Raw genomic sequence first — 24,289 nt, 5'->3', positions numbered from 1 at the left:
CGGGCGGCCCTTCGCAGGCCCATGCGGTAAGCTGCTTGTATGAAAGCCAAAGCCCCGAAACCGAACGCTGCCAAGCGTCCCCCCCGGCCCCGCGCCGTCCAGACCCACGAGATCCGCATCATTGGCGGGCTGTGGAAGCGCACCAAACTCAAAGTGGCCGACAAACCCGGCCTGCGTCCCACACCCGACCGGGTGCGCGAAACCGTCTTCAACTGGCTGGGCCAAGACCTGAGCGGCCTGCGCTGCCTGGATGCTTTTGCCGGCACCGGCGCGTTGGGCTTTGAAGCCGCCTCCCGCGGTGCGCAAGAGGTGCAACTGGTGGAGTACGACAGCGCGTTGGCGGACCAGCTCAAGAAGACCCAGACGCAGCTGCAGGCCAGCGCGGTGCACGTGGTGCGCGGCGACGGCGTGTCGGCCATTCGCCAGGCCGCCCCCGGCAGCCTGGATGTGATTTTTATCGACCCGCCGTTTGACGCACCGTTGTTTGAACCCGCGCTGGGCGCCTGTGCCCGCGCGCTGGCGCCCGAGGGCTGGGTCTACCTGGAGGCGCCCATCGCCTACACCGACGAACTGCTGACCGCCGTGGGGCTCACCGTGCACCGGCACCTCAAGGCGGGTGCGGTGCATGCCCACCTGCTCAAGCGTAGCGCCGCATAATTTCTGCTTACCTGTCTGGAGCGCCCATGCCCAATTCCGTGATCGCTGTGTTCCCCGGCACCTTCGACCCCATCACCATGGGCCACCAAGACCTGATCCGCCGCTCGGCGCGCCTGTTTGGCACGGTCATCGTGGCGGTGGCGGCGGCCCACCACAAGAAGACGATGTTCACGCTGGACGAGCGGCTGGAGATGGTGCGCGACGTGTTCGCGCCGCTGGACAACGTGCAGGTGGAAAGTTTTACCGGCCTGGTGCGCGATTTTGCGGTGGCCCATGGGGCCAAGGCCATGGTGCGCGGCGTGCGTTCGGTAACCGACTTTGACTACGAAGCCCAGCTCGCGGGCATGAACAAGGCGCTGGCGCCCGAGGTGGAAACGGTGTTTCTCACGCCGGACTCGCGTTATCAGTTCATCTCGAGTACGCTGGTGCGTGAGATCGCCACATTGAAGGGTGATGTCACCGCCTTTGTGGCCCCCGTGGTCCATGCCCGCCTGATGGACAAATTGCCCACCTGACACCGCAAGGAGGTCGCCATGAAAGTTCTGTTACCGGTAGATGGTTCGGAGTTGTCCATGGAAGCCGTGCGCCTGGCGCTGCGTATGCGGCAAGACGGGCTGGCCCTGACCGCCGTGCTGGCCAATGTGCAGGAGCCGGCCAGCCTGTACGAGATGCTGGTGGCCCACGACCCGGATGTGATTGACCAAGTGAGTGCCGAGGCTGGCCTGCATGCGCTGCAGCCTGCCCAAGCCTTGCTGGATGCGGCCGGGGTGGACTACGAGTGCGAGGTGGCCAAGGGTGACCCGGCACACACGCTGATCGATATTTCGGAGCGTTTTGGCTGCGACATGGTGGTCATGGGCGCGCGGGGTGCCAATGCCCTGCGCAGCGCCATGCTGGGCTCGGTCTCCAACGAGGTGCTGCACGCCAGTTTGGTACCGGTGGTGATCGTCAAACCCGCGGACGAAGAAGGGCTTTGAAGGGCCTGCGGCGATAATCAGGCCATGGAGCGTGAACTGCCGTGGCACTGTTAATTACCGACGAATGCATCAACTGCGATGTGTGCGAGCCCGAGTGCCCGAACGAGGCGATTTACCTGGGCGAGCAGATTTATGAAATCGACCCGCACAAGTGCACCGAGTGTGTGGGGCATTTTGACGAGCCGCAGTGTGTGCAGGTCTGCCCCGTGTCGTGTATTCCTGTGAACCCGGCGTTTGTGGAAGACAAGGAAACGCTGTGGCAGAAGTACCGCCGCCTGCAAACCCAGGGCAGTGCAGCCGTGGCGCCAACACCGTCTACCTGACACTGCGAGGCGATGTTTCCCCAACCCAAGGCCGCTGTTGCGGCCTTAGTTTTTGGGCGCTGGCACCGGTTTGGCGGTGAAGTACTCGGGCTCTTTACTTTTCTTCTTGGCGGCGGGTTTGCTGTCGGTGGGGTCCTTTTTGCTGTGGGCTTTGGCCAGCGCCTGGCCGGCGGCCCGGGCTTGGGCTTCGTCTTTTAGCCGTTCCTTTTCCAGCACCTGGGCCTGTTTCGCCTGGCTCTTGCTGGTCTGGTTGGCCGCGGTTTTTTGTGCGCTGGTGCGGGTATCGCTTGCTTCTACCGCCACGCCATCCGGGCACGGAATCTGGCTGTAGCTGCTGCCACATTTATAGACTTTTTGGGTCATAGCCCCCGTAGGTACTGCGCAAGCAGCTATCAAAATAAGAGCGAACTTGAGCGAAACGGTCATAGGTTTACTCCACAGAGGGTATGGTCGGCACGGTTGCCGGGGCATCGGCGGGTGGCCGGGGAGGCTTGGGCCGTGGTGGTTTGCTGGTGTGGATCAGCATGGTGGCCTTGTCCATCTCGCCGGCCAGCAAATGGGGCAGGGCCTTCATGGAGCGGTCGATGCACTGGTCAATCGCAATGCGGTGGTCCAGCGACGGTTTCTTCAGCACCCAGTGCACCACCTCCGACTTCACACCGGGGTGGCCCACACCCAGACGCAGGCGCCAGTAGTCCCCGGTGCCGAGCTGGGCATGGATGTCACGCAGGCCATTGTGGCCCGCGTGGCTGCCGCCAAACTTGAGTTTCACTTCGCCGGGAACTATGTCCAGCTCGTCGTGCGCCACCAAAATTTCATCGGGCTGGATTTTGAAGAAACGTGCCAGCGCCCCGACCGACTTGCCCGAGAGGTTCATGAAAGTCTGCGGTTCCAGCAGCCACACCGTGTGGCCCTGTACCGTGGTGCGCGCCATGAGGCCGTGGTAACCCCGGTCCATGGACAGGTTGACCTTGAGCTCACGCGCCAGCGCATCCACCCACCAAAAGCCTGCGTTGTGACGGGTGGCGTCGTATTCGGGGCCGGGGTTGCCCAAGCCAACAAACAGTTTGATCATCGGGAAAATTATGGCTTACAAAAAGCATGCAACACAAAAGCAAACGGCCCACCGAGGTGGGCCGTTTGCAGCGAACTAGCGCAAGGCAGAATTACTTCTTGCCTTTGCCCTTGCCCTTGGCGTCAGCAGCGGGTGCAGCGGCAACGGGTGCAGCCACTTCTTCCACTGGGGCCACCACGGCCACGATCACGGGGTTGGCCTTGCCATGGGTCACCACTGTCACGCCCTTGGGCATGGTCAGGTCAGCAGCGTGCAGGGACTTGCCCTTCACCAGACCGGACAGGTCCACCGCGATGAACTCGGGCAGGTCGGCAGGCAGGCAAGCCACTTCCAGGTCGGTCACCACGTGGTTGACCAAACAAGCGTCTACCTTCACGGCAGGCGAGTTTTCTTCGCCGTTGAAGTGCAAAGGCACCTTCATGCTCAGCTTGGTGTTGGCTTCCACGCGTTGGAAGTCGATGTGCAGGATCAATTGCTTGAAGGGGTGCATCTGCACGTTGCGCAGCAGAACCTTGCTTTCCTTGCCAGCCAGTTCCATGTCCAGGATGGAGGCGTGGAAGGCTTCCTTCTTCAGGGCGTGCCACAGAGCGTTGTGGTCCAGTTCGACCAACAATGGCTCGGCGGAACCGCCGTAAACGATGCCGGGGGTACGGCCAGTAATGCGGAGACGGCGGCTCGCACCCGTGCCCTGCTTAGCGCGCTCAAAAGCGACAAATTTCATATCTAACTCCAGTGAGAGTCCACCGCGACCAGTGTGACTCCGATTTAAAAAGACGCCTGCCAACCCGGTGGGTCAGCGGCGTCGGCTTTTTGCCCCGATCCGACTTAAGCGTCTTGATCCGAGAACAAACTCATGACCGACTCTCCGCGGGCGATGCGCTGGATGGTGTCTCCAATCAGCGGTGCCACGGACAGTTGGCGAATCTTGGTGCACTGCGCGGCGGCAGCGCTCAAAGGAATGGTGTTGGTCACCACCACCTCGTCCAGCGCGTCGCCGCTGGAAATACGTTCAATGGCCGGGCCGGAGAAGATGGGGTGTGTGCAGTACGCGTACACCTTCTTGGCACCCCGCGCTTTCAGCACTTCAGCGGCTTTCACCAGCGTGCCGGCGGTGTCAATCATGTCGTCCATGATCACGCAGTTGCGGCCTTCGATCTCACCGATCACGTGCATCACTTCGGACACGTTGGCCTTGGGGCGGCGCTTGTCGATGATGGCCAAATCGCAGTTCAGCTGCTTGGCCAGCGCACGGGCACGCACCACACCGCCCACGTCGGGCGAGACCACGATCAGATCTTCGTAGTTTTTCTGGCGCAGATCGCCCAACAGCACGGGGGACGCATAAATGTTGTCCACCGGGATGTCAAAAAAGCCCTGGATCTGGTCGGCATGCAAGTCCATGGTCAACACGCGGGCCACGCCCACGGTCTGCAGCATGTTGGCCACCACCTTGGCGGTGATGGGCACACGGCTGGAGCGGGGGCGGCGGTCTTGGCGCGCATAACCAAAATAGGGAATCACGGCGCTGATACGTTCGGCCGACGCACGTTTGAGTGCATCCACCATGATCAGCAGTTCCATCAGGTTTTCGTTGGTGGGCGCGCAGGTGCTTTGCACCACAAACACATCACGTGCCCGCACGTTCTGGTTGATCTCGACGGTGACTTCACCATCGGAGAAACGACCGACAGTGGCGGCACCCAGGGAAATGCCCAGGTGTTTTGCAATGTCAGCGGCCATACCAGGATTGGCATTGCCAGTGAAAACCATGAAATCAGGGGGAGTGAATGCCTGCATGTGGGATCCAGCGAAGAGATTGGGTTTATGTCGTCACTATGCGCATGCTGAAGCGGGATGTGTCCCGAACAGCAATTTGGCAGGGGAAGAAGGATTCGAACCTTCGCATGCTGGAATCAAAATCCAGTGCCTTAACCAACTTGGCGACTCCCCTACACAGGTTGACAGCGCAATGCTGCCCACCGCTAAACCTTAATTTTGCCGTCGCTGTTTGCCCACCCCAACAAAGGATGAACATCCAAACTGCTGCACAACCTGACTTGAAGCGCACCAGGCGCATCCATCAACATATTTCCCACATCGATGTCGTGCTGCAAGTGCGCAAACACCGCACTTCCAGAGCCTGTCATCCTGCCACTTAAACCCTTGTCATCGAGCCACTGAAGGGCTTGATTTACACCGGGGCACAGCTTTTGGGCAACGGCTTGCAAGTCATTTCGGCCAAACCCAAATGGTATTTGTGTTTTTCCGGCGGCGTCTGCAGCGAAGCCTGTGATTGTAGCAGGCTCTGAGTCGCGTTTCAACTCCGGATCAGAAAAAATCAACTTTGTGTCCAAACCCGCATCGGGTTTGACCACCGCCCATCGTCCAGCGGGCAGGGACAGCGGTGTGATTTTCTCACCAATGCCTTCGACCCAGCCATGGCCACCACTCAGGAAAAAAGGCACGTCGGCCCCCAGCGCCAAACCAATCACCGAGAGTTGCTGCACCGAGAGTTTGAGGTTCCACAAACGGTTCAGCGCCAGCAGCGTGGACGCTGCATCCGAAGAGCCGCCGCCCATGCCTGCTTGGGCCGGTATGGATTTCAAAACGCCAATGTGTGCGCCCTGTGTGCAGCCCGTGGCCTGCTGTAGCGCGCGGGCGGCGCGCACATTCAGGTCATCGGCGGGCAGGGGCACGTTCAGGTCTTCGCGGCTGATCTGACCATCGCTGCGCCGTGCAAAGTGCAGGGTGTCACACCAGTCAATCAGCATGAAGGCCGATTGCAGCAGGTGGTAACCATCGGTACGCCGCCCGATGATGTGCAAAAACAGGTTGAGTTTGGCTGGGGCGGGAATGTCGTAGAGCGACTGCATGGCCCGAATTATCGGTGCAGCACTGCGTGTGCTCAGCGTTCCAGAAGGATTTTGAGTTCCACCGCGGGGGCGCTGTCGGCGCTGCGGCGTGCTTGCAGGCGCCCTTCGGGCAATTGGCTCAGGTCGGCGTCCCAGCCGGGTGCCGGGGTGGCGGTGCCACGCAACCAGTCAAACAGCGCAGTCACCGGCAATTCGGTGCCGGTGGCCTGCTGGGCCAGGGCCGAGAGTGACTCAAACTTGCGCACCTCACCGCCATTGCGCAGCTGCGCCAAACCGGGTGCCCATTGCATCTGCGCCACCGTGGTGCCCAGCGGGGAGAACAGAGCCAGGGTGCCGGCTTCGCCCTGGCCGTCGAGTTCAAAGTCCGCAGAAAAGGCCTGGGGTGGCGTGCTTAAGACCTTGATGGCAATACGCCCCTGCCAATGGGTTTTGGCATCAAATGTGCCCGGATCCCTTGTTGGCGTTGCGCAACCAGCTATCAAAAATATAGCAAACAAAAACCACAGGCGCAGGCCTGCCCAGCCCCAGCGCTGCATCACAGTGCGCCACGCAGGCGGCGCACGGTTTCCTGCAGGGTGTCGTTGTCCTTGTTTTCGTCCAGGGCCTTGCGCCAGAGGGCGGTGGCTTGGTCGCGCAGCCCCATGGCCCACAGCACCTCACCCAGGTGCGCCGCAATCTCGGCGTCCTGGCGGTTGGCGTAGGCCTGTTCCAGCAGGCGTTTGGCCTCGCCGAGGTTGCCGCTGCGAAACTCCACCCAAGCCAGGCTGTCCACAATGAAGGGGTCGTTGGGCGCAAACTCCAGTGCCTTGGTGATGAGCTGACGCGCTTCCGGCAAGCGCAAGTTGCGATCGGCCAGCGAATACCCCAGCGCGTTGTAGGCGTGGTGGTAGTCGGGCTGCTCGGCAATCACTCGGCGCAGCAGCTGTTCCATCTCGGGCAGTTTGTTCAGCTTCTCGGCCAGCATGGCCAAGTCATAGGCCATGCCCACGTCTTTGGGGAAGCGCTGCACACCTTCCTGCAGCAATTGGTAGGCGGCGCTGAATTGTTTGAAGTCGCGCAGCAGTTGCACCTCGGTGCTGAGTTTGGCGCGGGCATCATCGGCCTGGGTTTCGGGGGTGGCACGGATCAGGGCACGGGCTTCGTCCAGCTTGCCCTGGCGGGCTAGCAGTGTGGCGCGCCGGGTTTGCACACGCAGGGCGTCTTGCGGGCTGTTGATGCGGGCCAGGTAGGCGCTGGCTTCCTCGGGGCGCTGGGTTTGCTCAGCAACCTGGGCCAGCAACAACAATGCTTGCACCATGCCACGCCCGGTTTCGGTGTCGTCCGGCGCGGCTTCCTGGGGGGCGCTGAGCTGCAGGTATTGCTTGAGCGATGCCTCGGCATCCCCCAGTTTTTTGTCTTGCAGCTCCAGCGAGCCCTTCACCAGCCAACCATCGGCAAACGCCGGCGCCTGCTGGGTCAGCGTTTGCATCTGCATCAGGGCTTCGGCGTAACGTGCGTTGTCAATCAGCTTGCGGCCATAGGCCATACGCAGCTCGGGCATGGGCTTGCCGTCCAGGTATTTGCGCAGCAAGGGCTCTGCTTGTGCCACCTTGGCTTCCATCAGGTTCAGCGCCAAGATGGCCACTTCGTCAGACTGGTTGTCCAGCGCCGCACCGCGTTGGGCTGCCTCCAGCGCGGTTTCGGTATGGGTTGCACCCAGGCGCAGCATGCCTACAGCGGCCCAGGCCGCGGGGCCTGTGGCCTTGGTGCCCAAGTCGGGTGCCAGCGCCTGTTCTACCTGCTGTGCAGCCAGGGCCTTGTCGGTGACCCGCGCAAAGTAACGTGGCAGCAGGCTGATGGCGGCAATGCGCTCTTTGCCGGCGCTGCCGGCCAGTTCGCGCTTGAGCGGCTCCAGCGTGTCACTGACCCTGTTCATCCCAATGAGGATTTGCAACACATAACGGTTGGCTTCTTTGGAGGCGGGCAGGGCGCGCTGCCAGGCACGGGCGGCGTCCAGTGCAGCGTCGGCGCTGCGGGCGCGCAAGGCCAGTTCCACAGCGCGCTCAAACAGCTTTTCAGAGTTGGTTTTGCGTGCCGCGTCCAACATCAGGGCGTAGGCATTGCCGGCGTCACCGTTGTTGGCGCTCAACTCGCCAAGTAACAATTGGTAAAAAAGTTCGCGGTTGAGTTCAGAGTTTTGTACCGGCTCTGCTTCCGCAGCCCACGTCAAGGGTCCCAGACCCAAACAGGCCACCAGAATGCTCAGGGAAACAAGGCGTTTGGATGGGTTCATCAGACCATAATAATCCAACCCGAATAGCCAGAAGGCCCCATGCCTGAATTACCCGAAGTTGAAGTTACCCGCCTGAGTTTTGCCGACCGCATCGCCGGTGGTGAGGTGCAGGCCGTGCACCTGGGCAAGCCCCTGCGCTGGCCGCTGGGCTGCGACCCAGACCACCTGGTGGGGCAACGCGTGCTGCAGGTGCGCCGGCGCGGCAAATACCTGCTGCTGGACCTGGATGCGGGCCTGCTGCTGGTGCACCTGGGCATGTCGGGCAGCGTGGCCTTTGGCGGGCGCATGCCGCCGCCCGGCACACACGACCACTTTGACCTCGTCACCACCCGCGGCACCCTGCGCCTGAACGACCCACGCCGCTTTGGCGCGGTGGTGTTTGCGGCTGGCGAAGCCGACCCGGCTGCGCAGAAGCTGCTGGGCCACCTGGGCGTGGAGCCGCTGGGCGAGGATTTTGGGCTGGTCGATTTTCAGTGGGCCATGGCGCAGCGTAAGGCGCCTATCAAGCAGGTACTGCTGGCCGGAGAGGTGGTGGTGGGTGTGGGCAATATTTATGCGTCCGAGGCCTTGTTTCTGGCCGGCATCCGCCCCACTACGGCGTCCAACAAGGTCAGCAAGCCGCGCCTGGCCAAGTTGCACACCGCCATCTGCGATGTGCTGGCCCGTGCGGTGCAGAAAGGGGGCAGCACCCTGCGGGATTTCTCCAATGCCAAGGGGGAAAGCGGTTACTTTCAGCTGGAGGCGATGGTGTATGGTCGTGAAGGCGAGCCCTGCAGGGTCTGTGGCGGGGCGATTCGGAGTATGCGGCAGGGGCAGCGCTCCACGTTCTTCTGCCCCACTTGTCAAAAACCCTGAGCGCCGCTTGGGGGCGTCAGTGCTATATTGAATGATTCCACGGGGGATTCTTGGCTACTTCATTTAACGATCAGTTTGACCAGCATGGCACATGGCGCCGTGAATTTGCCCTGCGCCTGAAATTGCTGGGGGAGTGGATGAAAGACCACGACCTGCTGGACGCTGGCGTGGAAGAGCGATTGCGCCGCCTCGAAGGCCAGGTGCGTTCCGACAAAGTTATGGTCGCTTTTGTGGCCGAGTTTTCGCGCGGCAAGTCCGAGATGATCAACGCTCTGTTCTTTGCAGGGTACGGCCGGCGCATCATGCCGGCCAGCGCGGGCCGCACCACCATGTGCCCCACCGAGATGGGTTATGACGCCGATGTGCCACCCTGCCTGCGCCTGCTGCCGATCGAGACCCGTCTGCAGCCCCAAGCGCTGATGGAGTGGCGCATGGCGCCCGAAAAATGGACCCGCATCGACCTCGATGTGAACAACCCTCAACAACTGGCCAAGGCCTTGGAAAAAGTGGCCGAGACTCGCAAGGTCACGCAAGACGAAGCCCGTGCCTTGGGCTTCTGGCACAGCCAGGCCCCTGAAGACAACCCCCTGCAAGACGCCCAGGGCATGGTGGAAGTGCCCAAGTGGCGCCACGCCCTGATCAACATTGCCCATCCCTTGCTCAAGCAGGGCCTGGTGATTCTGGACACGCCTGGGCTCAACGCCATTGGCGCCGAACCTGAGCTGACCGTGAGCCTGATTCCGCAGGCACATGCCGTGGTCTTCATGCTGGGGGCGGACACCGGCGTGACCAAGTCCGACCTGGCCATCTGGCGCGAACACCTGATCACCGAGTCCACCGACCCCGATGCGCGCCTGGTGGTGCTCAACAAGATTGACACGCTGTGGGACGCGCTGAGTACGCCCGCACAAATCCAGACCCAGATCGAGCGCCAGAAGGCCAGCACCGCCGAAATCTTGGGCCTGCCCAAAGACAAGGTGATTGCCGTGTCGGCCCAAAAAGGCCTGGTGGCCAAGGTCACCGAAGACGACGAGCTGCTCAAGCGAAGCTGCCTGCCGCTGCTGGAAGACGTGTTGGGCCGCGGCATGATGGGCAAGCGCCAGAAAATTCTGGGTGCGGCCATGGCCGATGGCATCACCGGCCTGCGTACCGAGACCGGCCGCGTCATCAACATCCGCAAGCGCGACCTGACCGAGCAGACCATGGAGCTCAAGGGCTTGCAGGGCAAGAACGCGACGGTCATCAAGCACATGCGCAACCGCATCTCGCAGGAGCAGGCCGAGTTTGACCAAGGCGGCGCCAAGATCCATGCTGTGCGCTCAGTGCACCTCAAGCTGCTGCGCGAAGTCTTTGGCATTCTGGGTTCCAGCGCGCTCAAAAAAGAGATGGCCCAGCTCAACGACTCGCTCATGCAAAAAGGCCTGAAGCTGGGCGTGAAGCGCGCCTACGGCGAGACCTTTGACCGCCTGCGCGGCAACCTGCAAAAAGTGCAGACCCTGTGCGCCGAAATCCAGAGCATGCTGGTGGCCAGCTTCAAACTGCTCAACGGCGAGTACGGCTTCTCGTTGCAAGCGCCCGCCGAACCGGCCATGGCCCACTTCATGGCCGAGCTGGACACCATCGAACGCAACCACTTGCAGTACCTGGGCGTGGGCAATGCCTTCAAGCTGGCCCAGCCCGAGTTCTCCGACCGGCTGGTGCGTGCGCTGTCTACCCGCCTGCGCTCGGTGCACGAAAACGCGCTGGGTGAGGTGGAGCTATGGAGCAAATCGGCCGCTGCCCAACTGGACGCCCAGCTGCGCGAACGCCGCCGCAACTTTGCCCGCCGCATCGAGGCCATTGACCGCATCTCGCAGGCTGCGGGTGGGCTTGACGACCGCATTGGCGAGATTGAGCAACAAGAAGTGGCGCTGGACCAGTTGGACAGCAAGCTGGCCGAGCTGACCGCCTACCTGATCGCTGCCCAAGACGCTGCCAAGCTGCTGGCTGTGGCCGCCGCCACCTCCTCGGTGGACGTGGTTATTGCCTGAGCGTGGCGGGTAGCAACTTCGCCACCCAGGTGGTGGCTTGGCAGCGCCAGCACGGCCGCAACACGCTGCCCTGGCAAAACACCCAAGACCCCTACCGCGTGTGGCTGTCCGAGATCATGCTGCAGCAAACGCAGGTGGTCACCGTCATCGGCTACTTCGCCAAATTTCTGGAGCGCTGCCCCACCGTGGCCGACCTGGCCGCCGCCAGCAGCGACGAGGTCATGGGCCTGTGGAGCGGCCTGGGCTACTACAGCCGCGCACGCAACCTGCACCGCTGTGCGCAGCTGGTGGTGGAGTTGCACGGCGGCCAGTTCCCGCGCGACGCGGCCACGCTGACCACGCTGCCTGGCATAGGCCGGTCCACCGCCGCCGCCATTGCCTCGCTGTGCTTCGGCGAGCGCGTGGCGATTCTGGATGCGAATGTGAAGCGCGTGGTAACGCGTGTGTTGGGCTTTGATGCCGACCTGGCCTCTTCTGCGAATGAGAAGAAGCTGTGGGACGCCGCCACCGGCCTGCTGCCCGTAGCCAAAAACGCGGCCACAGATATGCCGCGCTACACCCAGGGCATGATGGATTTGGGCGCCACCGTGTGCAGCCCCAAAAAGCCCAGCTGCCTGCTATGCCCCGTGCACAGCCACTGCGTGGCCGCCAAGGCCGGTGACCCCGAGCGCTACCCGGTGCGCACCCGCAAGCTCAAGCGCAGCAGCCAGAGCCTGTGGCTGCTGTGGGCACAGCGCGCCGATGGCGCGGTGTGGCTGGCCAAGCGGCCCACGCCCGGTGTGTGGGCGGGGCTGCAGTGCTTCCCTCTGTTTGACAGCGAAGATGCCTTGCGTGCCGCGCTGCCAGCACCGCTTGCCACGCGCGTGGAGATGCTGCCCGTATTCACTCATGTGCTCACGCATAAAGACCTTTTTATGCACGCAGCCCAAGTGGATATTGCGCAAGCAGCTATAGATTTAGGAGCGGGTGCCTGGTTCTTGCCAGCGGAGTGGGCTGCGGCGGGCCTGCCTGCGCCGGTGCGCAAGCTGCTGGAAAAATCAGCCTAGACCGGACTGCAGGGCGTCCATCTCGCGGTGGCGCTTGAGCGTGCTCCAGCTGCTACCAAAGCGCTGGGCCAGCTGCTCCACCAGGTACACAGACCGGTGTTGCCCGCCCGTGCAGCCAATCGCCACGGTCACGTAGCTGCGGTGGTCGCGTGCCAGGGCGTCCAGCCAGTTGTCCAAAAACTGGCTGATGTGGTTCAGCATGCGGTCCACATCGTCCTGCGTTTTCAGGAAGTCGATCACCGGTTGGTCGCGCCCGGTCAGGTGCTTGAGCGCGGGGTCGTAGTGCGGGTTGGGCAGCATGCGCACGTCGAACATATAGTCCGCATCTGTCGGCACGCCGCGCTTGAAGGCAAAGGACTCAAACACCAGGGTGAGCTGCCCGCCCGGTGCGGCAATCAGTTCTTTGACATAGCCCTGCAGCTGCGAGGGGCGGATGATGCTGGAGTCGATCACATGGGCCTGTTCGCGCAGGTCGGCCAGCAGCTCGCGCTCCAGTTCAATGGCGTCCACCAGCGCACGGCGCTCGTCGCGTTCGCCGTGGTCCGAGCTGTTTTGCGAGAGTGGGTGTTTGCGCCGGGTCTCCGAATAACGACGCACCAGGGTGTCGGTGGTGGCGTCCAGAAACAGAGACTTGACCCCCACGCCCAGCGCACGCACGGCGGCCAGTTGCTTTGGCACCAGGGGGAGCGAGGTGGCACTGCGCACATCCATGGCAATCGCCACGCGCGGCGCGTTGTGCTGCTGCTCCAGCTCCACAAAGGGCAGCAGCAGCTCGGGCGGCAGGTTGTCCACGCAGTAAAAGCCGGCGTCTTCCAGCGCGTTCAGCGCCACCGATTTGCCGGAGCCGGACATGCCGGTGATCAGCACAATCTCCATCACAGCCCCGCTTGCAGCATTTCCTTGGCGTGGGCCAGGGTGGTGCTGGAGAGTTTTTCGCCGCCCAGCATGCGGGCAATTTCGCCCACGCGCTGCTCGCCGTGCACGGCGGCCACGGTGCTGAGCGTGGCCTTGCCTTGCAGGGTTTTGGAGACGACCAAGTGGTGGTCTGCACAGGCGGCCACCTGGGGCAGGTGGGTCACGGCCAGCACCTGGCGGTCGCTCCCTAGCTGCTGCATGAGGCGGCCCACGGTTTCGGCCACGGCGCCGCCCACCCCGGAATCCACTTCGTCAAAGATCAGCGTTTGTGCGGTGCCCAGCTGGCTGGTGGTGACCGCAATGGCCAGCGCCATACGCGACAGCTCGCCGCCCGACGCCACCTTGCCCACAGGGCGTGGCGTGCTGCCGGCGTGGCCCGCGGCCAAAAACTGCACGTCTTCCAGCCCGCTCTGCTGCGGCTGGGCCAGTGGCTCCAGCGCCACCTGAAACTGCCCGCCTTGCATGCCCAACCCTTGCATGGCCTGGGTGATGCTCTGGGCCAGCAGGGGTGCGGCCTTGGCGCGTTGTTTGGAAATGGCCTTGGCTTCAGTCAGGTAGGCGGCCTGGGCCTTGCGCTCGGCGGCCTGCAGACCCTCCAGGTCGGCGGCGGCGTCCAGTGCGGCCAGCTCGGTCTTCCACGCGGCCAGCACCTCCACCAGCTCTTCGGGCGGGCGCTTGTAGCGGCGCGCCAGGCTCACCCACAGCGACATGCGCTGGTCCAGCTCGGCCAGGCGGTCGGGGTCCAGCTCGGTGCGGCGGGCGTAGCTGCGCAGGGTGTGTACGGCGTCTTCCACCTGCGCGATGCTCGATGTCAACGCCTCCACGGGGTCTTTGAATTCAGCCTCCAGGTGCACCTGGGCCTGCAGCAGCTGCAGCGCGGCGTGCAGCGGGCGCAGGGCGTTGCTGTCCTCGTCTTCCAGCAGGTTGACGGCGCCTTCGGCCGCGTCCAGCAGAGCCTGGCCGTTGGACAGGCGGCTGTGGCTGGTGTTGAGCTCGTCCCACTCGTGGGGCTGGGGCGCCAGCTTGTCCACCTCGCCAATTTGCCAGGCCATGCGTTCGCGTTCGCGCTGCAGGGAGTCTTGTGCTGCGCTGGCCTGGGTCAGTGCGGTTTGGGTTTGGCGCCAGGCGGTCCACAGCTGCGTCAGCGTGGCGGTGTTGATCTTGGCGTAGGCGTCCAGCAGGCCGCGCACGGCCTCGGGGCGGGTCAGGCTTTGCCAGGCGTGTTGGCCGTGGATGTCGAGCAGCTGTTCGCCAATGGCGCGCAGTTGCTGGGCGGTGGCGGGGCTGCCGTTCACCCAGGCGCGGCTTTTGCCCTGGGTGTCCACCGTGCGGCGCAGCAGCAGGCTGTCGCCGCCTTCAAAGCCGGCCTCATCCAATATGGCTTGCACGCCGGGGGCCGTGTCGAATTCGGCGGACACATCGGTGCGCGCCGCACCTTCACGGATCACGCCGGTGTCGGCGCGTGCGCCGGTGACCAGCTGCAGCGCGTCGATGAGGATGGACTTGCCCGCGCCGGTTTCACCGGTCAGTACCGAGAAGCCTGACTCCAAGTCCAGCTCCAACTCGCTGACGATCACAAAGTCTCTGAGAATAATCCGTTTGAGTGCCATATCTCACCACGTGGCCTCAGGCCACGCCTTCATTCCAATGCATTTTCTGGCGCAGGGTGTCAAAGTAGGTCCAGCCCTTGGGGTGCAAGAAGCGCACCCGGTGCTCCGACAGCGTGACCTCGATGCGGTCACCGTGCATCAGACTGGCCAGGCTTTGCATGTCAAAGTTGGCGCTGGCATCGCGTCCTGCTACGATTTCGATAGCTATCCGCGCAGTGTTGGGGAGGGCTATGGGCCTGTTTGACAATGTATGCGGGGCGATGGGCACCATCACCCAGCCGGGGATGGAGGGGTGTAAGAGTGGCCCACCGGCCGACAGCGAATAGGCGGTGGAGCCCGTGGGCGTGGCGATGATGAGGCCGTCGGCGCGCTGGTTGGACACAAAGTTGCCGTCCACCTCCACGCGCAACTCGACCATGCCGGAGGTGGCGCCGCGGTTCACCACCACATCGTTCATGGCCAGCGCCGAGAACACGCAGTGCCCGTCGCGCATCACGCGGGCGTGCATCAGGCTGCGGTCGTCCAGCTCGTAGTGGCCGGCCAGCATGGGCAAGAGGGTGGTTTTGTACTGCTCGAAGCGGATGTCGGTGATGAAGCCCAGGCGACCCTGGTTGATACCGATCAGCGGCACCTTGTACTGCGCCAACTGGCGCCCTATGCCCAGCATGGTGCCGTCTCCGCCCACTACCAGCGCTAGGTCGCAGCTGGCGCCAATGCCGGCCACGTCCATGGTGGTGTAGCCGGTCAGCTCGGTGTTGGTGGCGGTGTTGGCCTCGATGACGATTTCGCAGCCCTGGTCCATGAGGAAATGGGCGATCTCATCCAGCGACTCACGCGATGAGGCGCCGACGGCGCGGCCCCCCGTGGATTGGTACTTGCCAATGAGCGCAACCTGTCGGAATTTGGACAACATCCGCAAATTAGACACTAAATAGATCACTAGAATGGACCGATGCTCGATGATCGTTCCAAGTTGTTGTTGAAAGCGCTGGTAGAGCGCTACATCGCCGATGGACAGCCCGTTGGCAGCCGCACATTGTCCAAGGCTTCGGGCCTGGAACTCTCGCCCGCCACCATCCGCAACGTCATGTCGGACCTGGAAGAGCTGGGCCTCATCGTCAGCCCCCACACGTCCGCCGGCCGCATCCCCACGGCGCGCGGCTACCGCCTGTTTGTGGACACCATGCTCACCGTGCAGCCCGGTCAGTTCCAGGCGCACAGCCTGGCGCCCGACCAGCCGCAGCGCGTGCTGTCCAATGCGGCCAACCTGCTGTCCAACCTGTCGCAGTTTGTGGGCGTGGTCATCTCGCCGCGCCGCACCTCGGCGTTCCGCCACATCGAGTTTTTGCGCCTGTCGGAGAAGCGCCTGCTGGTCATCATCGTCTCGCCCGATGGCGATGTGCAAAACCGCGTCATCTACACCGAGGTGGACTACGCCCAAAGCCAGCTGGTGGAGGGCGCCAACTTCCTGAACACCCACTACGCCGGGCTGGAGATTGAAGAGGTGCGCAAGCGCCTGCAAAACGAAGTGGACAGCCTGCGCGGCGAAATTGCCACGCTAATGCAAGCCGCCGTGCATGCCAGCTCTGAGGCCATCAACGAATCGCAGGACGAGGTGGTGATTTCTGGTGAACGCAACCTGCTGTCGGTGTCCGACTTCTCCAGCGACATGGGCCACCTGCGCCGTGCGTTTGATTTGTTTGAGCAAAAAGCCCAGCTCATGCGCTTGCTGGACGTCACCGGCCAGGCCGAAGGCGTGCGCATCTTCATTGGCGGCGAGAGCCAGGTGGTGCCGTTTGAAGACCTGTCCATCGTCAGCAGCCCGTACGAGGTGGACGGCAAGGTGGTGGGCACGCTGGGCGTCATCGGCCCCACGCGCATGGCCTACGACCGCATGATCCAGATCGTGGACATCACCTCCAAGCTGGTGAGCAACGCGCTAAGCCACCACAAATAGGCCCACGCCGCCCCGGTACAATCCGCGCTTCGGTTGGGGCGTTAGCTCAGTTGGTTAGAGCAGAGGACTCATAATCCTTTGGTCCACGGTTCAAGTCCGTGACGCCCTACCAATGATAAAAAAGCCTGTTACTCGATCGAGTAACAGGCTTTTTCTATGGCTGCAGATCAATCCAGTGTAATTTTGGATGTTTCGGGTGGTTGTGTCGGTGCACTGGTCTTGCTCACGCTGACGCGCCAGGTTGGAATTCCGGCGAAGGCATCCACTTTTTGCTTCAAAGCATCGTCCATGCGGGTCTGAAAATTGAGCGCCCAAGCGGTCAACGCATCGATGTACTGTTTTTTCGCCGGGTCTTTGTACGCCATGACTTTGTGCCACGGATTGCGTCCCCACTCTGCTTCGCTTTCCCTCGCGAATCCCGCCAGTTCAGGGTTCACCCATAGATTGAATGTTAGGGTCCGCAAGCTTAACGCGTTGCGTGTGAACTGGATGAGTAAAACAGTGGGTGGCAACTCGATGTTCTGTTCTTTCAACACGGCATACAGTTCCGCTGACTTGCCACCTGGGTTGCTCATGTAGCGCGTGATGTGGTTGATGGTCACACAGTTGTCTTCACGCCCACCACTTTTTTGGGACTTGAAGAGCATGTCGTCACGCTTGCATGGTTCTCCTGTCCAGTAGCCGTTTCCTGTGCGGAGGTTGCTTTTGACTTCCATCGCGGCAACAAAGTTCTTGCCTTCTGTTTGAAAAAATCGCCCGGTTCCCATTGGAATGGACTCTGCCGAACCGCCGCTATCGGCGCGAATGATGTCAACAATCCGCCACTTTCCTTCGCCTGCCCATATGGGATAGCCTCCAATCGTTGCATCCGCTTCAAGTTTGTCTGCGAGAGAAAATGGCCTGGGTTGCTCGTTGACGAAAAGGTCGGCGGCGTAAGTGGTCGATTGGCAAAGTGCTAGCGCCAAGGCTAGCGTCTTGATGAGTTTCATTGTTTCATTCCCTGAATGTATTGACTGTTTTCATGCCACAGAGCGCACATTGCGCATCTGAGGCTGTCAAGATTCTAAACAGCGACGCGACATGATTGTCGGCAGGTATCCGGTGTGCTTGTCTGCCGTTAGTGCAGTGTTGACAGAGCGCCTGTCACTGCTACTTCGCAAAGCCTAAGGTCTGCGCTGATTCAACTTCGACCCCGCTGCCGCCGGGTGCTGGCCCACAAACAGCGTGGTCACGCCCACCATCAGTGTTTGGGCGCGGGTTTCGCCTTGGTGGTCGCACAGGGCTTGCATGAGTGCGGAGCGCAGGTACCAGAGTTCGCCGGCGTCGCGGGCGTAGTTGATTTTGAACTCCAGATGAAAGTCCGTCGCGCGGCAAGAGCTGCGCACCACGCTGAGCATGGCGTTGCGGATTTTCTCGAGGGCGTCCTCGGGGCTCTCTACGGGCTCGGGGCCCAAAAAATTCCAGAAGCTGTTTTTGATGCGCATGTCGTCAGTCCTTGTGTGTGCCGACGCCGCACTCGGGTGCGTTGTGGTATCCCATGCGCACAGTGTGCCCTGCGCATGTGAAGGCTGTCTGACAAAAGCGCGTTTTGGCAAAGCGTTGTGTCAGCAATTACAAAGCGTTACTGCGCAATACCGCACATGCGGGGGGCGGCCTGTGCGCACTGCAGAAATAGAATGGTCCGCATCGGGTTCATCCCTCTGCACAAGGACTCTCCATGAAGGTGCTTCGCGTTGTCGGTATTGCTGTCATTGCCATCGTGGGCCTGCTGGCCCTTGCCGTGGGGGTGCTCTACGCCCTGTTTGACGGCGACAAGATCAAAGCCGAGATCAGCCGCACGGTGCTGGAGCAAAAGCAGCGCACGCTGGTGATTGCGGGCCAGCCCAAGCTCTCCGTCTGGCCCAACGTAGGCATTCAGCTGGACGGCGTGACCTTGTCCGAGCACGCGAGCAAAGACGAATTTGCCGCGCTGCAATCGGCCCGCATCTCGGTGGCGCTGATGCCGCTGCTGAGCAAGCAGGTGCAGGTGCGTGCGCTGGACATCGAGGGCTTGAAGCTCACTCTGGTGAAGAAAAAAGACGGCACGCTGAACATTGCCGATCTGTTGGGCCAGCCCACCGTGCCCGAGGCCGGCAAACCCGCTGAGCCTGCCAAGCCAGCCGATCCCTTGCAGATTGATATTTCCAGCATCCGCATTGCCAACGCCCAATTGACGTGGCGCGACGAGAAGGCAGGCACCAGCACCGCGCTGTCGAACCTGAGCCTGTCCACCGGCCAGGTGCTGGCCGATACGGGCAAGAAGACGGCCGCCGTGGACAAGCTCAGCCTGTCGGCCAAGGGCCAAAGCGGCACCGATGCATTCACGCTGGCGCTGGATGCACCCAAGCTGAGCCTGTCGCCCGAGAAGTCGGGGGGTGAGGCCATCACGCTGTCGGCCACGCTGCAGGGAGCGGGTCGCAATGCGACGGTGAACCTGGTGCTGAATGGCGTGGAAGGCAATGCCGATGCGCTGAAGATTGCCAGCCTGGCGCTCAAGCTGGATGCCAAGGCGGGCGACGCGGTGGTGAAGGGCCAGCTGAGCTCGCCCGTGGCGGTGAACGTAGCCGGGCAAAGCGTGGTGCTGGCCAAGCTGGCTGGCAGCTTGGACGTGGCCCACCCCAGCATGCCCATGAAGAGCGTGCCCCTGCCTATCAACGGCAGCCTGAAGGTGGACGCACAGCAGCAGACTGCGGCGCTGGAGCTGGCCACGCAGTTTGACGAATCCAAGATCGCCACCAGCGTGAAGGTGGCCAAGTTTGCGCCGTTGGTGCTGGCATTTGACCTGGATGTGGACAAGCTGAACGTGGACAAATACCTGCCGCCCAAGCCCGCCCCCACCACGGTGGCAGCCAAAGAGGCTGCTGTGGCCAAGGAGGCCCCCATCGACCTGAGCGCGCTGAAGGGCCACACGGTGAACGGCACCATCCGCATCGGCGCACTGCAAGTGTCCAACTTGAAGTTGGAAAAGATCAACGCCAAGTTGGCACTGGCCGGCGGCAAGCTGGAGGTGGCGCCTCTGTCGCTGAACCTGTACGAAGGCAGCACCAGCGGCAGCCTGTCGGTCAACGCCAATGGCAATGCCGTGGCCATCAAGCAGGCGCTGGTGGGTGTGAGCATCAACCCGCTGATGAACGACCTGGTGGCCAAGGACCTGCTGGAAGGCCGGGGCAATGTGGCGCTGGACATCAATACCCGCGGAGACACGGTGACGGCCATGAAGAAGGCGCTGGGCGGCAGTGCATCGCTGGCGCTGAAAGACGGCGCGATCAAGGGCATCAACCTGGCGCAAAGCCTGCGTGACATAAAAGCCAAACTGGGTCAGGCCGATAGCACACAGGCCGCCAATGCCAACCAGAAGACCGACTTCTCGGAGCTGACTGGCAGCTTCAAGATTGCCAACGGCGTGGCGCACAACGAGGACCTGGCGATGAAGTCTCCCTTCATCCGCCTGGGCGGCGCGGGCGACATTGATGTGGGCGCAGGCCAGATGAACTACTTGGCCAAGGCCACGGTGGTGGCCAGCGGCGAAGGCCAGGGTGGCAAAGACCTGGGCCAGCTGAAGGGCCTGACGGTGCCTGTGCGGCTGACCGGCCCGTTCGACGCGCTGAGCTACAAGATCGAGTACGGTGCCATGCTGGAGGACGCGACCAAGGCCAAGGTGGAAGAGAAGAAGCAGGAGATCAAGGCCAAGGCCGAAGAGGCCGTGCGCGACAAGGCCAAGGACTTGTTCAAGGGCTTGCTGGGCAAGTAAGTCGCCTCATGGGTTGTGCGGGTTGCTCCTGTTTTAGGAGCTTCTTGCGCAGTATCCACGTGGGCTAGAGGCCTATTTGGCTTGGTTTTTGTCTATGCGCTCGCGTTCGGCCAGGTGGCTGCGGCAGCTGGTGTTGATCACGCGCAGCTCCGCCAACGTGGCGTCGATCTGGGCGCGTTTTTTTTCCAGGTCGGCAATCTCGGCGTCGGTGCGGTCGATGACGTACTGCAGCTGCTGCACGCGGCCTTCGCCGTGGTCGCCATACAAATCCAGGTAGCGCTTGATCTCGGACAGCGGCGAGCCGATGGCCTTGGCGCGCAGGATCAGCGCCAGGCGGGCGCGGTCACGCCGGGTGTAAACGCGCGCACCGTTCACGCGGCGCGGGCTTAGCAGGCCCTTGTCTTCATAAAAACGCAGCGCGCGCAGCGTGATGCCGAACTCCCGGCACAACTCGGTGATGCCGAACAACTCGGTCGTGCCCTCGTCGCGGTGGGAGGCGACAAACGCTTGCGCGTCTGCCACCTCGGCGGCGGTGGCCACGGTCTTAAATGACACGTTGCAGGCGCATGGCAACGCCCATGTCGCCGCTGACCTTGAGCTTGCCGGCCATGAAGCCGGTGGCGGGTTCCAGGTCGCCGTCCAGCAGGGCTTGCAGGTTTTCCAGCGTGATGCCCACGGTGCAGTCCACATCGGTGTTGTCGTTGCTCACGCTGTTGGGCGTGCTGGCACCGTCGATGACGATGACGCCGTCGGCACCCATGTCGAACTTCAGGGTGGCGTTGAGGCCGCTATCGGCGCCCACTTTGGCACGGATGGCTTCGGTTGCGGTGGCGAGGGACATGGGGTTTCCTTATGGGTGAGTGGAGTCTGCGGGCTGGATGTTATCGCTACAGCATAACGTAAGGCATAGTGAAAACACCTATGCGGCAACAGGTTGACGTTAACGTCACCATGACCTCTAATGCCGCAAGACCTTTGAAGGACCTGTTGCCATGCCCGCTCTCCGCTCCAAGATCAACCCCCGCTCGGCCGGCTTTGCGGCCAACGCCCAGCGCATGGCCGAGCTGCTGACCGAGGTGCAGCGCCTGGAAGGCTTGGTAATTGCCGAGTCCGAATCCAAGCGCGAAAAGTTTGAGAAACGCAAGCAGCTGTTGCCGCGCGAACGCGTGGCCCGTCTGCTGGATCGTGGCACGCCGTTTTTGGAGCTGAGCCGTTTGGCCGGCCTGAATATGCATGACGACGATGGCAAAAAAGCCGTACTCGGCGGCGGCTCCATCGTCGGCATTGGCGTGGTGGCGGGGCGGCGCTGCATCGTGTCCGCCAGCGACAGCGCGGTCAAAGGCGGCACCGTCGCACCCATGGGCCTGAAGAAGGCGCTGCGGGCGCAAGAGATCGCGCTGGAGAACAAGCTGCCCGTCATCTACCTGGTGGAAAGCGGCGGCGCCAACCTGATGTACCAGGCCGAGATTTTTGTCGAAGGCGGCCGCAGCTTTGCCAACCAAGCCCGCATGTCGGCCGCCGGCATCCCGCAGATTGCGGTGGTGCACGGCTCGTCCACGGCGGGCGGTGCGTACTTGCCCGGCCTGTCGGACTATGTGGTGCTGGTGCGTGGGCGCAGCAGCATCTATTTGGCGGGCCCGCCGCTGGTCAAGGCCGCCATTGGCGAAGACTGCACGGACGATGAGCTGGGCGGCGCCGAAACCCACGCGCAGATCACCGGCTTGGGCGAGTACTTGACCGAAGACGACGCGCACGCCATCGCCATGACGCGTGAGCTCATGGACAAACTGAACTGGGACACCACGCCCGCCGCTGCGCCGTTTGCCGCGCCGCTGTTTGACGAGCAGGAACTGATGGGCATCGTCCCCGCAGACGAGCGCGAGCCCTACGATGTGCGCGAGGTCATTGCGCGCCTGGTGGATGGCTCGGACTTCCTTGAATTCAAGGCTAGCTACGCCCCTGAAATGATGTGTGGCCACGCGCGCATTGAGGGGCGGTTGGTCGGCATTCTGGGCAACAACGGGCCGATTCAACCCACGGGCTCCACCAAGGCCGCGCAGTTCATTCAGCTGTGTGACCAGAGCGGCACGCCGCTCATCTTTTTGCAGAACACCACGGGCTACATGGTGGGCTCCGCAGCCGAGCGCAGCGGCGCTATCAAACACGGCAGCAAGATGATCCAGGCCGTGGCCAACGCGCGCGTACCCAAGTTCACCGTGGTGCTGGGTGGCTCGTATGGCGCGGGCAACTACGGCATGTGTGGCCGCGGCTTTGACCCTCGCTTCATCTTCAGCTGGCCTACGGCGCGCACCGCGGTGATGGGTGGCGCACAGGCCGCCAAGGTGATGGACATCGTGAACCGCGCCAAGATTGAGCGCATGGGCATGGAGGCGAATGACGAGGCTTTGAAAGCCATGTCCGATGGCCTGCGCCTGCGACTGGACAAAGAAAGCGCCGTGCTGTTTGGAACCGCCCGCCTATGGGACGACGGAATCATCGACCCGCGCGACACGCGCCGCCTACTGGGCCTGTGCCTGGCGCTCGCCGCCGAGGCCGAGCAGCGCACGCTGCGCGGCAACACCTTTGGTGTGGCCCGCCTCTGATTTTTTATAACAAAGACCCGAGAAGACACCATGAAATTCACTCCTGAACACACCCAAATCTCTGACACAGTGCGCAAGTTCGTCGCCAACGAGATCAACCCCTTTACGGCCGAGTGGGAAAAGGCCGGCATCTTTCCCGCGCACGAACTCTTCAAGAAGATGGGCGATCTGGGCCTCTTGGGCATCAAGTACCCCACCGAGTTTGGCGGCATGGGGCTGGACTTCAGCTACTCCATGGTGGCTGCCGAAGCGCTGGGTGACTGCAATGTGGGCGGCGTGCCCATGGCCATTGGCGTGCAGACCGATATGTGCACGCCAGCGCTGGCGCGCTTTGGCAGTGACGAGCTGCGCGCCGCCTACTTGGCCCCGGCCATTGCAGGCGACATGGTGGGCTGCATTGGTGTGAGCGAGGTGGGGGGCGGGTCTGATGTGGCCGCGCTCAAGACCACGGCACGCAAGGACGGGGGTGACTACGTCATCAACGGCTCCAAGATGTGGATCACCAACGGCATGCAGGCCGACTGGTGCTGCCTGCTGGCCAACACCAGCGAAGGCGCGGTGCACAAGAACAAGTCCCTCATCATCGTGCCCATGGATGCGCCCGGCATCACACGCCAGAAGATCGAGAAGATCGGCATGCACAGCAGCGACACGGCACAGCTGTTTTTTGACAATGTGCGCGTGCCGCAGCGCAACCTGATCGGCCAGGAGGGCATGGGCTTCATGCTGCAGATGCTGCAGTTCCAGGAGGAGCGCCTGTACGGCGCGGCCGGCAGCTTGCGATCGCTGGACAACCTCATCGACCAGACCATTGCCTACACGCGCGAGCGCAAGACCTTTGGCCAGCCCATCCTGAACAACCAGGTGGTGCACTTCCGCCTGGCCGAACTGCGCACCGAGGTGGAGTGTCTGCGCGCGCTGACCTACCGCGCGGTGGAGTCGTATGTGGGCGGCAAGGACGTGACCAAGCTGGCGTCCATGGCCAAGCTGAAGGCCGGGCGCCTGTCGCGCGAAGTGGCCGACAGCTGCTTGCAATATTGGGGCGGCATGGGCTTCACGGCGGACAACCCCATCTCCCAGGCCTACCGCGACAGCCGGCTGATCTCGATTGGCGGCGGCGCCGACGAGATCATGCTGGGCATCATCTGCAAGCTCGACATGGGTATTGACCCATTTCCATCAAGACATGTAAGTTAATTGAAATGGACAGGATGGATCATGCAGACGTCTGTATTTTTCCATCTTCAGATCCCGTCCATGTCATGAATTCCGTCTCCAATAATTTTGAAAATGGCTGTTTGGCAAG

General features: G+C 62.4%; 25 protein-coding genes and 2 tRNA genes. 12 read left to right on the top strand and 15 right to left on the bottom strand.

What is annotated here, in order from left to right; all coding sequences use genetic code 11:
• Positions 1-39 precede the first annotated feature (39 nt).
• The 4 genes from rsmD to C5F53_RS09960 are packed head-to-tail and all read left to right on the top strand — an operon-like array spanning position 40 to position 1,957.
• A complete protein-coding gene (gene rsmD, locus C5F53_RS09975) occupies positions 40-657 on the top strand; it encodes a 16S rRNA (guanine(966)-N(2))-methyltransferase RsmD (protein ID WP_105261227.1) in 618 nt (205 codons plus the stop codon).
• A gap of 26 nt (positions 658-683) precedes the next feature.
• Positions 684-1,172, top strand: a complete 489-nt coding sequence (gene coaD, locus C5F53_RS09970; RefSeq protein ID WP_105261226.1) for a pantetheine-phosphate adenylyltransferase — start codon at positions 684-686, stop codon at positions 1,170-1,172.
• An 18-nt stretch (positions 1,173-1,190) separates the two neighbouring features.
• Positions 1,191-1,634, top strand: coding sequence for a universal stress protein (locus C5F53_RS09965; RefSeq protein WP_105261225.1), 444 nt, complete (start codon positions 1,191-1,193; stop codon positions 1,632-1,634).
• Between the two features lie 41 nt (positions 1,635-1,675).
• A complete protein-coding gene (locus C5F53_RS09960; protein WP_105261224.1) occupies positions 1,676-1,957 on the top strand; it encodes a YfhL family 4Fe-4S dicluster ferredoxin in 282 nt (93 codons plus the stop codon).
• A gap of 45 nt (positions 1,958-2,002) precedes the next feature.
• On the opposite strand, the gene C5F53_RS09955 is transcribed toward C5F53_RS09960, so the two are convergent.
• The 8 genes from C5F53_RS09955 to C5F53_RS09920 all read right to left on the bottom strand — a co-directional run bounded on the left by C5F53_RS09955 (position 2,003) and on the right by C5F53_RS09920 (position 8,177).
• Positions 2,003-2,383: a hypothetical protein gene (locus tag C5F53_RS09955; protein WP_146097333.1), complete on the bottom strand. Its 381-nt coding sequence runs from the start codon at positions 2,381-2,383 to the stop codon at positions 2,003-2,005.
• A gap of 4 nt (positions 2,384-2,387) precedes the next feature.
• Positions 2,388-3,032 carry an aminoacyl-tRNA hydrolase gene (pth, locus tag C5F53_RS09950; protein WP_105261222.1) on the bottom strand — a complete coding sequence of 215 codons (645 nt, stop codon included), beginning with the start codon at positions 3,030-3,032 and terminating at the stop codon, positions 2,388-2,390.
• A gap of 91 nt (positions 3,033-3,123) precedes the next feature.
• The gene (locus tag C5F53_RS09945; protein WP_105261221.1) at positions 3,124-3,753 is read right to left on the bottom strand and encodes a 50S ribosomal protein L25/general stress protein Ctc; all 630 of its coding nucleotides are present in this window, start codon (positions 3,751-3,753) and stop codon (positions 3,124-3,126) included.
• A 104-nt stretch (positions 3,754-3,857) separates the two neighbouring features.
• On the bottom strand, positions 3,858-4,829 hold the full coding sequence (locus C5F53_RS09940; RefSeq protein ID WP_105261220.1) for a ribose-phosphate pyrophosphokinase: 972 nt from the start codon (positions 4,827-4,829) through the stop codon (positions 3,858-3,860).
• Between the two features lie 77 nt (positions 4,830-4,906).
• Positions 4,907-4,983: transfer RNA gene (locus tag C5F53_RS09935), tRNA-Gln, on the bottom strand.
• A gap of 31 nt (positions 4,984-5,014) precedes the next feature.
• Positions 5,015-5,905, bottom strand: a complete 891-nt coding sequence (ispE, locus tag C5F53_RS09930) for a 4-(cytidine 5'-diphospho)-2-C-methyl-D-erythritol kinase (protein ID WP_105261219.1) — start codon at positions 5,903-5,905, stop codon at positions 5,015-5,017.
• 32 nt (positions 5,906-5,937) lie between these two features.
• Positions 5,938-6,441, bottom strand: a complete 504-nt coding sequence (locus C5F53_RS09925) for an outer membrane lipoprotein LolB (protein ID WP_105261218.1) — start codon at positions 6,439-6,441, stop codon at positions 5,938-5,940.
• Positions 6,441-8,177 carry a tetratricopeptide repeat protein gene (locus C5F53_RS09920; protein ID WP_236635332.1) on the bottom strand — a complete coding sequence of 579 codons (1,737 nt, stop codon included), beginning with the start codon at positions 8,175-8,177 and terminating at the stop codon, positions 6,441-6,443. The genes C5F53_RS09925 and C5F53_RS09920 overlap by 1 nt, the downstream gene beginning before the upstream one ends.
• Positions 8,178-8,216: 39 nt before the next feature.
• Between C5F53_RS09920 and mutM the strand changes: the two genes are divergently transcribed.
• Genes mutM through mutY form a run of 3 tightly spaced genes read left to right on the top strand, consistent with a single transcriptional unit; the run spans position 8,217 to position 12,108 of the window.
• A complete protein-coding gene (mutM, locus tag C5F53_RS09915; protein ID WP_105261216.1) occupies positions 8,217-9,032 on the top strand; it encodes a bifunctional DNA-formamidopyrimidine glycosylase/DNA-(apurinic or apyrimidinic site) lyase in 816 nt (271 codons plus the stop codon).
• A 50-nt stretch (positions 9,033-9,082) separates the two neighbouring features.
• Positions 9,083-11,062, top strand: coding sequence for a dynamin family protein (locus C5F53_RS09910; protein ID WP_105261215.1), 1,980 nt, complete (start codon positions 9,083-9,085; stop codon positions 11,060-11,062).
• Complete coding sequence (mutY, locus tag C5F53_RS09905) at positions 11,059-12,108, top strand: A/G-specific adenine glycosylase (RefSeq protein ID WP_105261214.1); 1,050 nt, start codon at positions 11,059-11,061, stop codon at positions 12,106-12,108. Before C5F53_RS09910 ends, mutY begins: the two co-directional genes overlap by 4 nt.
• On the opposite strand, the gene rapZ is transcribed toward mutY, so the two are convergent.
• Genes rapZ through C5F53_RS09890 form a run of 3 tightly spaced genes read right to left on the bottom strand, consistent with a single transcriptional unit; the run spans position 12,100 to position 15,546 of the window.
• Positions 12,100-12,984, bottom strand: coding sequence for an RNase adapter RapZ (gene rapZ / locus C5F53_RS09900; protein ID WP_105261213.1), 885 nt, complete (start codon positions 12,982-12,984; stop codon positions 12,100-12,102). The genes mutY and rapZ overlap by 9 nt on opposite strands.
• Positions 12,984-14,633, bottom strand: coding sequence for a DNA repair protein RecN (gene recN / locus C5F53_RS09895; RefSeq protein ID WP_105261212.1), 1,650 nt, complete (start codon positions 14,631-14,633; stop codon positions 12,984-12,986). Before recN ends, rapZ begins: the two co-directional genes overlap by 1 nt.
• Before the next feature lie 16 nt (positions 14,634-14,649).
• Complete coding sequence (locus tag C5F53_RS09890) at positions 14,650-15,546, bottom strand: NAD kinase (RefSeq protein ID WP_105261211.1); 897 nt, start codon at positions 15,544-15,546, stop codon at positions 14,650-14,652.
• A gap of 39 nt (positions 15,547-15,585) precedes the next feature.
• On the opposite strand from C5F53_RS09890, the gene hrcA reads away from it, so the two are divergent.
• Both hrcA and C5F53_RS09880 read left to right on the top strand, forming a co-directional pair.
• The gene (hrcA, locus tag C5F53_RS09885) at positions 15,586-16,590 is read left to right on the top strand and encodes a heat-inducible transcriptional repressor HrcA (protein ID WP_105261210.1); all 1,005 of its coding nucleotides are present in this window, start codon (positions 15,586-15,588) and stop codon (positions 16,588-16,590) included.
• 35 nt (positions 16,591-16,625) lie between these two features.
• Positions 16,626-16,702: transfer RNA gene (locus C5F53_RS09880), tRNA-Ile, on the top strand.
• Between the two features lie 55 nt (positions 16,703-16,757).
• On the opposite strand, the gene C5F53_RS09875 is transcribed toward C5F53_RS09880, so the two are convergent.
• Positions 16,758-17,579, bottom strand: a complete 822-nt coding sequence (locus C5F53_RS09875; protein WP_105261209.1) for a hypothetical protein — start codon at positions 17,577-17,579, stop codon at positions 16,758-16,760.
• A 174-nt stretch (positions 17,580-17,753) separates the two neighbouring features.
• Complete coding sequence (locus C5F53_RS09870) at positions 17,754-18,074, bottom strand: hypothetical protein (protein ID WP_105261208.1); 321 nt, start codon at positions 18,072-18,074, stop codon at positions 17,754-17,756.
• A 233-nt stretch (positions 18,075-18,307) separates the two neighbouring features.
• On the opposite strand from C5F53_RS09870, the gene C5F53_RS09865 reads away from it, so the two are divergent.
• Positions 18,308-20,380, top strand: coding sequence for an AsmA family protein (locus C5F53_RS09865; RefSeq protein ID WP_105261207.1), 2,073 nt, complete (start codon positions 18,308-18,310; stop codon positions 20,378-20,380).
• 72 nt (positions 20,381-20,452) lie between these two features.
• Here C5F53_RS09865 and C5F53_RS09860 read toward each other — a convergent pair whose 3' ends face one another.
• Together C5F53_RS09860 and C5F53_RS09855 are read right to left on the bottom strand one after the other, a co-directional pair.
• Complete coding sequence (locus C5F53_RS09860) at positions 20,453-20,935, bottom strand: MerR family DNA-binding transcriptional regulator (RefSeq protein ID WP_236635330.1); 483 nt, start codon at positions 20,933-20,935, stop codon at positions 20,453-20,455.
• Entirely contained in the window at positions 20,925-21,221 is a 297-nt protein-coding gene (locus C5F53_RS09855; protein ID WP_105261205.1) for an SCP2 sterol-binding domain-containing protein, read from the bottom strand. The genes C5F53_RS09860 and C5F53_RS09855 overlap by 11 nt, the downstream gene beginning before the upstream one ends.
• A gap of 151 nt (positions 21,222-21,372) precedes the next feature.
• On the opposite strand from C5F53_RS09855, the gene C5F53_RS09850 reads away from it, so the two are divergent.
• Both C5F53_RS09850 and C5F53_RS09845 read left to right on the top strand, forming a co-directional pair.
• Positions 21,373-22,983: an acyl-CoA carboxylase subunit beta gene (locus C5F53_RS09850; protein ID WP_105261204.1), complete on the top strand. Its 1,611-nt coding sequence runs from the start codon at positions 21,373-21,375 to the stop codon at positions 22,981-22,983.
• Between the two features lie 30 nt (positions 22,984-23,013).
• Positions 23,014-24,180: an acyl-CoA dehydrogenase family protein gene (locus tag C5F53_RS09845; RefSeq protein WP_105261203.1), complete on the top strand. Its 1,167-nt coding sequence runs from the start codon at positions 23,014-23,016 to the stop codon at positions 24,178-24,180.
• Positions 24,181-24,289: the final 109 nt, after the last annotated feature.

Source organism: Rhodoferax sp. TS-BS-61-7 (assembly GCF_002943465.1).
GTDB lineage: Bacteria > Pseudomonadota > Gammaproteobacteria > Burkholderiales > Burkholderiaceae_C > Allorhodoferax.
This window is presented reverse-complemented; position numbering and strand designations above follow the sequence as displayed.